This is a genomic window from Deinococcus detaillensis, from assembly GCF_007280555.1.
GTDB lineage: Bacteria > Deinococcota > Deinococci > Deinococcales > Deinococcaceae > Deinococcus > Deinococcus detaillensis.
In genome coordinates this window covers 1-9,011 of sequence record NZ_VKDB01000051.1, presented here as the reverse complement: position 1 = coordinate 9,011, position 9,011 = coordinate 1, and the positions used below count along the sequence as shown (strand labels likewise).

10 protein-coding genes are annotated in these 9,011 nt (G+C 61.3%); all 10 read left to right on the top strand.

The window, feature by feature from the left end; translation table 11 throughout:
• A partial coding sequence (locus FNU79_RS18400; protein WP_185974811.1) for a universal stress protein occupies positions 1–339 on the top strand: 339 nt, incomplete at its 5' end.
• 243 nt (positions 340–582) lie between these two features.
• Positions 583–1,071: a universal stress protein gene (locus FNU79_RS18395; RefSeq protein ID WP_143722255.1), complete on the top strand. Its 489-nt coding sequence runs from the start codon at positions 583–585 to the stop codon at positions 1,069–1,071.
• A 501-nt stretch (positions 1,072–1,572) separates the two neighbouring features.
• Entirely contained in the window at positions 1,573–1,851 is a 279-nt protein-coding gene (locus tag FNU79_RS18390) for a hypothetical protein (protein ID WP_143722254.1), read from the top strand.
• Entirely contained in the window at positions 1,848–2,267 is a 420-nt protein-coding gene (locus FNU79_RS18385) for a PRC-barrel domain-containing protein (RefSeq protein WP_143722253.1), read from the top strand. The genes FNU79_RS18390 and FNU79_RS18385 overlap by 4 nt, the downstream gene beginning before the upstream one ends.
• 383 nt (positions 2,268–2,650) lie before the next feature.
• Positions 2,651–3,160: a universal stress protein gene (locus FNU79_RS18380; RefSeq protein ID WP_143722252.1), complete on the top strand. Its 510-nt coding sequence runs from the start codon at positions 2,651–2,653 to the stop codon at positions 3,158–3,160.
• A 158-nt stretch (positions 3,161–3,318) separates the two neighbouring features.
• Positions 3,319–5,889 (top strand): cation-translocating P-type ATPase, encoded by a 2,571-nt coding sequence (locus FNU79_RS18375; protein WP_225430177.1) that lies wholly within the window; start codon positions 3,319–3,321, stop codon positions 5,887–5,889.
• 74 nt (positions 5,890–5,963) lie between these two features.
• Positions 5,964–6,398, top strand: a complete 435-nt coding sequence (locus tag FNU79_RS18370) for a hypothetical protein (protein ID WP_143722250.1) — start codon at positions 5,964–5,966, stop codon at positions 6,396–6,398.
• Positions 6,399–6,611: 213 nt separating this feature from the next.
• Complete coding sequence (locus tag FNU79_RS18365) at positions 6,612–7,544, top strand: hypothetical protein (RefSeq protein WP_143722249.1); 933 nt, start codon at positions 6,612–6,614, stop codon at positions 7,542–7,544.
• Between the two features lie 118 nt (positions 7,545–7,662).
• Positions 7,663–8,862 carry an alpha/beta hydrolase family protein gene (locus FNU79_RS18360; protein ID WP_143722248.1) on the top strand — a complete coding sequence of 400 codons (1,200 nt, stop codon included), beginning with the start codon at positions 7,663–7,665 and terminating at the stop codon, positions 8,860–8,862.
• A 38-nt stretch (positions 8,863–8,900) separates the two neighbouring features.
• Positions 8,901–9,011 (top strand): wax ester/triacylglycerol synthase family O-acyltransferase (locus tag FNU79_RS19845; protein WP_225430178.1); only part of this gene is annotated, 111 nt, incomplete at its 3' end.

Here is a 9,011-nt window from a genome sequence, read left to right as displayed (position 1 = left end):
CATGGGGTCGCGCTGGCCATCCTGGAGGTGGCCGATCAACTGGGCTCAGAACTGATCGTGATCGGCCTGCACGGTCAGGGGAGCCGCACCGGAAGGAGGCTCGGTCAGGTCGTGGAGCAGGTGTTGCTGAACGCACGCATTCCCGTTCAGGTGGTGCCGTACCGCCCAAACAGGTCGGGCGTCAGCCGCTGGGACGGTGTTCTGGCGCAGACGGCGTCCCTCCGAATACGCGCGACTGCTGAAACCAGGCTGGAAAGAAGGTCAGCGCACGGTAACGCTTCAGTCACTTGCCGAGAGCACGTTAATCAGGAGAACAGGGAGGCCAAGTTCTGGCGGTAGCCCTGAAGCCCTCTGCTGGCGGTGGCGGCAGTGGCCCTGTGGGGACACCAACCTGATCGTGCGGGGCCTGCGCGGTGCTCACCGTTGGATCAGGTAGCGCATTCAGGACATGGCTGGCGGGGTGTGCTGATAGAAAGCACGGATTGGCGATGTGCAGATTTAGAAAGTAACCCAGCTCCAGCACCGTAACGGCCTGGTAACAGCCCAGGGCCACCCTGAGGGTACGCCACAAAGGAGAAGTCTATGTTTGATCATATCCTGGTGACCACCGACGGAAGTCCACTGAGCCACCTGGCCCTGCCCGTCGCCGCCGACCTCGCCTGCAAATACCGCAGCAAACTGACCCTGCTTTACGTCGTGCCGCGCTTTCTTCCTCAGGTCGAGGGGGTCGCTTACCCTTCCCATTCCTCTGAAGAACAGGACCTGCTGCTGGCCGAGGGCAAACGCATTCTCGAGGCGGCCCGGCGAATACTGGACTACCCCGGCACCGAGGTCGTCTGGCGTGAACAGCAGGATCTCAAGACTGAAAGGGTCATCGCGCAGGAGGTCGATCGGTGCGGGGCCAGGTTGGTAGTCATGAGCACGCATGGACGCAGCGGACTGGCCCATTTGTTCATGGGCAGCGTCGCTGAATCGGTCATGCGGCAGGTCAGCGTGCCAGTGCTGCTGATCCAAGCGCCTGGACGCAATGCCTGGAACGCGGTGAACGATCCTCAGGAGGCAATGGTATGACCGGCACGCCAGGCGGTTCGGTCAGCTACAAAGCCAACACTACCGGTGTGTCACGGCGTCAAGGGCCAGGGCGGTACCGGCGCAGCGCTGAACGACTCGGTCAGTAGGAGAGACCTCACTTCCCTGTAACCGTATACCCTGTTCAGCCGCCCACACACAGCACCTACCGAAGGGCAGGGGCAGATCCTGCAAGTCTCACTGAAGACACTCAAGTGAACTCCGGAGGTCTTATCTGAATCCAGTAGGTCACATCAAGTGCGGCATGATCGTGCAGGCCGGAAACGGTGACGATCGCGATAACACGGTGTGGCTCAACCAGGTACACCTCCCACCGCGTCCACAGGAAGGTTGATGTCCTTTTTAGGTGGACTGCTCTGGGTGCTGAGTACGGCCACGGGATTCCTCAACCTGTAGCGGCAGGCCCGACTAAACCGGCGCTGACTTTGTGCCTGTGCCCGTTCACGCTGCCTGTCCAGACCAAATTATCCTCAAGGAGTAACCATGAACACAACCCAGACGTTCACGAATGCGGCTCCCGCCTGGATCAACGACCTCAGCCCAGCGCAACTGACCCTGGTCCGCGTCATCCAGCAAAACGGCCTGGAAGGCAGGCCAGTCGCCCTCACCGGCTTCGCCTGGTACAAGGGCGGTGAACCGCTCGTGAGTATCAGCCAGCAGAGCATCCTCAGCGAGGCCTTCGACCTGGCCGCCCAGCAGCTCCCCTGCGCTTACATCCAGCCCGCCGACGGAACGGCCACGGGCCACGAGAATCCGTCATGACCCCGACCCTAGTGACGCCCCAGACCACCATCGATCACGTCGCCCTAGTCAAACTCGGCGACACTGATCTCACCTTCATCTCCACCCAGGATCTGCGTAACCACACCGTCACAGACTCGGCTGGCAAAGATATCGGGCACGTCAGCGCTCTGTTCGTCGATCGTAAAGACCATAGAGTCCGCTTTTTGCAGATTAGCGCAGGGGGCTTCCTGGGGCTTGGCGACCGGGTCTTCCTGGCTCCCGTGGAGGACATCACCAATCTGCACCCGCTGAAAGTGCAACTGGGCCATACATTGGACACTGTTGAGGCGGCCCCCCTGTACGATCCGGTTCTGAGCAACTGGCACGACGCGGCGTTCTGGAATGCCTACTACGCGCATTACGGCTTGCCCACGATGACCTGGCCCGGTTACTGAATTCGGCTCGGCTCAAGTTCACCTTCACCGCGCCATTTCCTCAGGTCTCTTGAGTGTCTGGCATCCTGCTGCGATATTGCGCGTCAGCAGACGACGTCAGGGTGGGCTTCTGCTCAACCGTTCCGGCTCACCTGCACCGCCCAACAGAGACCTCATGCTCACAGTACCGACGACTCAGCACCTTCAGCCCGGACGTGTAGAGCACCGTCGCTGTGCTGCTCACAGCTGCGGGGTGTGCTTTCCCCATTGCACGAATGCTGCGGCGTTCACGTCCGCTTTCCGACCCGCCTTCACACTGAGCAGCTCTATTCCCAGTTCGGCGTCCTGGCCAGCGTAGTGCGGGACTGAAGCTGTTCTCTACCCACAGCAAGAAGGAGTTCATCATGTTTGATCACATTCTCGTTCCCATCGACGGCAGCCCGCTCACTGCATTCACCCTGCCGGTCGTCGCCGACCTGGCCCGCCGCCACAACAGCTCGGTCACCCTACTGTATGTCTCGCCGCGCCCCGCCGTGACGTATGGGGAGCCGACCTCCAGTTACGATCCCGCCGAAGACCGCAGGCGCATGCAGGCCAAGGGCCTACAAAGGCTTGAAGTGGCCCATACGGCGCTGAAGTATCCCACTGCCGAACTGCTGTATGTGGACGACGGCGCTCCCGAGATGGCCCAGGCGATCGCCGATGTGGCTCAGCGGCAGGGGGTCGCCCTGGTGGTGATGGGGTCGCATGGGCGCAGCGGTCTGGCCCATTTCAAGCGCGGCAGTATCACCGAGGGGGTCATGCGCCGGGTCGAGGTACCGGTGCTGGTGGTGCGGACGCCGAAGTCCGCCGCGTCCATGCTGGATAGAGCAGACGCTTGGCAAACATTGCCCACCCCGGAAGTCTGCGCATGACCACTCCACGCCTTCACCGCTCTCCGCCTGCCCAGTGAATCAAGTCTATCCCACCTTAAGGCCAGCGAATTCTTCGGGGGCCCCTCAAGTGAGGGGCTGGGTGGTGCGGCAAGCTGGGACAGCCAGGCGAGCCTCAGATGCGTGAGGCGGAGCAGGTCGTGATAGAGCGTCCGGATCAGAAGGCGGCGTCTGCGGATGCCCCCACGACCGCCCTCGTCCATGGCCTGACTGATGAGGCGGTTGGACAGTCACGCGCCGCGCATGGGCCGAATGTCTTCAGCAGTGGGCGCTCGCCTGGCCTGCTGGCGACCATGCGGGAGGTCGTGACTGAACCGATGTTTGTGCTGTTGCTGCTGGCCAGCGCGGTTTACCTCGGGCTGGGCGAGCTTAAGGAAGCGGTGACGCTTGGGGTGACCCTGCTGCTCGTTTCAGGCATCTCGGTGTACCAGTCGCTCCGGAGTGATCAAGCGCTGGGAGCACTGCGTGACCTGACTCAGCCGAAAGCGCAAGTCTGGCGCAGCGGCCTGCTGGTCAGCCTTCCCACGGAGCAAATCGTGGTGGGTGACGCCGTGCTGATTGAGGAAGGCAGCCGCCTGCCCGCCGACGGCACCGTGCATGAACCCAGGGACTTCACGGCAGACGAATCGGTGCTGACCGGCGAATCGGTGGCAGTCCACAAATCAGGGGGCGACGGGGTGTTTGCAGGGACCAACGCGGCGACGGGCCGCGCCTGGATGAGCGTGACGGCGGTGGGTGCCCAGACCGAACTGGGCCGGATCGGGCGTAGTCTGGAGAGCCTTCAGACCGAAAAAACCCCGCTTCAGCGTCAGATCAACACTTTCGTTCTCCGTATGGCTTACATCGGCGTGGTGGCCTTTTTGCTGGTTTGGGGCATCAATTATGCCCGCTCTGGCGACTGGGTGACGGCGCTGCTGTTTGGGCTGACGCTGGCGATGTCGGTGCTGCCCGAGGAAATTCCAGTCGCCTTCAGCTCCTTTATGGCGCTGGGCGCGGCCCGACTGAGCCGTATGGGTGTGCTGACCAAACAGCCGCAGACTGTTGAGAGCCTGGGTTCGGCCACCGTCATCTGTGCCGACAAAACCGGCACCCTGACGCAGCAAGGAATGGCGCTGCGTCAGGTGTATGCCCACCAGACTGGGACGACGCTGCCGTTTCCCGGCCCGTTGTCAGAAACGGCGCTGAAGGTGCTGACTTACGCCCGCTGGGCCAGTGAAACCGAGCCGTTTGACGCCATGGAAAAAGCCATCGTGGCGGCCTTCACTACTGCCGATCCGGCAAGCGCCGCTCAAGCAGCTCCGATGATTCACGAGTACCCGCTGGCCGGAACGCCGCCGATGATGACGCACATCCGCGAGGTCGGGGGCCAACAGATTGTGGCCGCGAAGGGAGCCGTCGAGCATGTGCTGGCGGTCTGTTATCAGGATGCACAAGCGGCAGATCAGATTCGCAGCGTGGCGCACCAACTCGCCGCGCAGGGCTACCGGGTACTGGGCGTGGCGCAGGCTACCCCGACCTCCGCCGAATTTCCCGCCCAGCAAGACGACTTCGCCTGGGTGTTCTTGGGCCTGGTAGCGCTGGAGAACCCGCCCAAAGCCAATGCGGGCGCAGTCATTCGGGCGCTCGTGGAAGCTGGAATTAAGGTCAAGATGATCACCGGAGACTCACCGGAAACGGCCCAGGCGATCGCCCGTCAGGTGGGCCTGCCCAGCGCAGACCAGGTGGTGACTGGGCAGCAGGTGATGGCGTTGGATCAGATTGCACTGATCCCACTGGCCAGCCAGATGACCATCTTTGCCCGGATGTTCCCGGAAGCCAAGCTGCGGGTGGTGCAGGCGCTCAAGGCGGGCGGTGAAGTGGTGGCCATGACCGGCGACGGCGTGAACGACGGCCCAGCACTCAAGGCGGCAGATATCGGCGTGGCGATGGGGCAGCGCGGCAGCGAGGTCGCCCGTCAGGCCGCTTCGCTGGTGCTGGTCAATGACGATCTGGGTTCCATGGTGGACGCCGTGGCGCAGGGCCGCCGCATCTATCAGAACCTCCAGAAAGCGGTAGCTTACATCGTCTCTATCCACATCCCGATCATCCTGACGGTTGCTTTGCCGCTGCTGCTGGGCTGGCGGCTGGAAAATCTCCTGAGTCCCATCCATATCATCGTGCTGGAACTGGTGATGGGGCCAACCTGTTCCATTGCCTTTGAGAATGAACCCGCCGAGGCTGGGCAGATGCAGCGGCCACCCCGCAGACCCACCGAAAGCTTTCTGGCTGGACGTGCGCTGGGCCGCAGCGTTTTGCAGGGACTGGGGATCACGGCGGCGGTGCTGGGTGTGTACTGGGCCGCCATGACTCAGGGCGAGGCAGTCCCACTGGTTCGGACGCTGGTGTTCACCACGCTGATTCTGAGCAACATTTTTCTGGTGCTGGTCAACCGCTCGTTTACGCTGCCGGTGTTCAAGACGTTGCTAGTCCCGAATAGGGTGCTGTGGCTGCTGCTTGGCTTGACGCTGGCCATGCTGCTGACCACATTACTGTTCGGCCCGGCCCGGCAACTCTTCGGCTTCGCGCCCATGCCGCTGGCGTGGCTGGGCTGGTGCGCTCTGGCGGCCCTGATCGGCGTGGGCTGGATCGAGATTCTAAAGGCCGCTCGCAGTCTGTGGCAGAGAGCACCCGGTTTTGGCGGCCCGGACCGCAAAGGATCGTCAGACCTGTGAATACAACAATGGCCAACATTCGGAGCAGTGGCATCTGGCCCACGCTTCCGCCCCTGCTCTTCAGTCTGGGTCTTATGAATATCCTGCCGAATGCGTTGACAGCAGCCGAGTTCAATGAGGGAATTCCACGTCCGTTGTTGATTGGAGAAAATGTATTACGGATTCTGACATTCGCGATCCCGCTATCCTTTTTGATCAGCCTATCAAATAGGCGTCAACAGTGGGGGTTGGCGTTATATCTCCTGGGAGTAGGTCTGTACTTTCTCTCGTATGGGACGCAGAACTTTTTCCCCAAGAGTATATGGAGTATCAGCTTCATCGGCTTTATGGGCTCAGCCTTCTTGAACGTGTTCTGGATGATTGGATTAGGAATGATGGGCGACAAATTCGTTGTTGATTTGGGGAGGGTTTATCGGCCAGCTTATTTTCTCGTTCCGGCGATTCTTTTTCTCGCGCTTCACAGTGTTCACGCAGCACTCTACTACCAAATCAGCAAACTTGTAGGGTAGGGAGAAAATATGAGTACAACTATAGCTGTATTTCTTGTAATGGCCGTTGCTGTTGCTGTTGCTATCGGTTCAGACAACGCAGCCAAACGCAAGCGGAAGTTGCACAAATCTGACGCTGAGAGCGTCTCTGAATTGTCGAAGAAGCTCTGAGCCCCGTTTGGTCGTTGACTTTACGAAACTCGCCGATCAGCTCACGCCACAGGAGGAAGGATCATGAGTACAGCCGAGCGCACCCCCACCCGGATGAACAACCCACCCACGACCCCCAAGCCTCAACCCAAAGTCAGCCGCTGGGCGTATGTCCTGATCGTGATTGGCCTGCTGGCCCTCTTCGACGTGATTGGCCTGGAGAGCTTCGGCACGCCCCTGGTGATGATCGGCATTGGCGTGGCGCTGCTGACCCGCCCCTACGCCTGGGGACGAACGCTGGGGCTAGTGCTGGTGAGCCTGGTGCTGGTCGTCATCGGCGGCTGGTACTTTATTCGCCCCGCCTTGCCCGCTGGGCCGAGCACCCAGACGGTCAGCCTGCCCCTGAGCGCCGCCCGCGCCGAGATTCAGCTCGCAACCACCGTCGGGCGGCTGGACATCGGACCGACGACCAGCGGCAAGTTGATTGACGGCACCCTCAACCTGGGCCGCAATGACCGGCTGGACCGGACCTTCAGCACGCGGGGCGACACCCAGGTGGTCAGCTTGGCCGCTCGTAACACGGGTCCCAATGTCATTTTGCCCTGGAACAACGGCCTGATCAACTCGCGTTGGATCATCGGTCTGACGCCGAGCGTTCCACTCGTTCTCAGGGTCGAGACGGGTGTGGGCGAATCCACCCTCAATCTCGAGGGGCTGAAGGTCACGGACCTGTCGCTCAGGGTCGGCGTCGGCCAAGCGACGGTTCACCTGCCCGCCACCGGAATCGTCACCGCCGCAATCAATGGTGGCGTGGGGCAGCTCCTGGTCACGCTTCCCAGGAGCATGGAAGCCCGCATCAAGGTCGACAGCGGCATCGGGGCGGTTCGGGTACTGGGCGACTTCCAGCGTGACGGCGACACGTACACCTCCAGCGGTTACGCAGGAGCCAGCAACCGGACCGACCTTCAGATCGACGGCGGCATCGGGCAGATCACCGTGGAGCAGGCCGGGCGCTGAGACGCGGGCGCGGGGCAGCACTGACGCTCTAGCAACAGGCCAGGTCCAGCCTTCAACAGATGGAATACACGCCCCGCGTTCACAACTCAGAGCTTCCTAAAACGAACAGGAGTACACCATGACCAGCCGAACCCATAGTTCGACCCGCGTAGGAATCATCAGCGCAGCGGCTTGCCTTTCACTGATGTTGACCGTGGGTTGTGCACCAGCCATCACCCAAGTCGGTGCGCCAGCCCAGACCACGCTCGAGCGGCAAGCCCTTATCATAGATTTCGGCGATGTGCAGACCAAGGCCGAACTGACGGTTCCGCGCTCAACTGCGGCACTTTTGCCAACCGTCATTCTGATTCCTGGCTCCGGACCGGAAGACATGGACGCCACCATTTCCAGCTTCGATGGGCTCGGCAAACCCATCAAGCTCTCGAGTATTTTCAAGACGATCAGCGATTTCGCAACGTCCAGCGGGTTCGCCGTGCTGCGGTACAACAAGCATTACGTAACGGGGCCGGGCCAGTTTGACGCCCTGAAGTATTACACCAAACTGGACATGAAGCAGATGCTCGCGGACGCCGAGAACGTGCTGAAAGCCGCCAAGGCCAATCCACGAGTGGACGCCAAGCACATCTATCTGTACGGCTGGAGCGAGGGCAGCACTGTCGCCGCCGCACTGGTCGTCCGGCATCCTGAAATCGCGGGGCTGATCGTGCAGGGGCCGCTGGCGCTCTCCTGGCGCGAGACCTTCCTCTTTCAGATCCGTGAGGTGGGCATGCCGTACCTGCGTTCATTTGCTGCCGACGGCAAAGTGACCGACGCGACCTTACTCAAAGTGCAGGCTGGGTCAGGCGGGCTGGTCGCCAAGGGTATCCTGAATTATATCGGCGACCCAAATGCGTTTCAGACGGGTAAAATAGCCATCAACCCGCTGCTCGATACCAACAAAAACGGTGTGCTCGACGTCGCAACCGAACTCACCCCCAAGATTCTCGAGGGCGTGGTCGACACGGGGTTTGCCAGCTTTTTTGGAATTTACGCTCCAGGCCGTGCACTGCCCACCTTGCTGGAGGCGGCTCCAAAGCTTAAGCTGCCCGTCCTGATCCTTCAGGGTCAGTTTGATTCGAACGTTCCCGAACAAGGCGCTCGTGCGCTTGGAACGGCGCTGAAGGCCGCTGGAAATACGGACGCCACGCTTAGGGTGTATCCGGGTCTGGGCCATTCTCTGGGAAGCTCATCAAGCCTGATCGACGACAACTTCCGCCCTATTGACGCTGCGCCGCTCACCGATCTGGTGTCGTGGTTGAGAGGGCACGCCAGGAATTGAATGGACCTCACAGGGCCAGGTGACAGGTACAGCGGTTGGTGCGCCTGCCATTCGGCTGGGGTCGACCGCTCTGGGTCGATGACCCCAGCTTCAGCCTCGCCGATCATGTGTCCGTGGTTGAGTGCCCGGTACCCGGAGGCCGGCAGGCC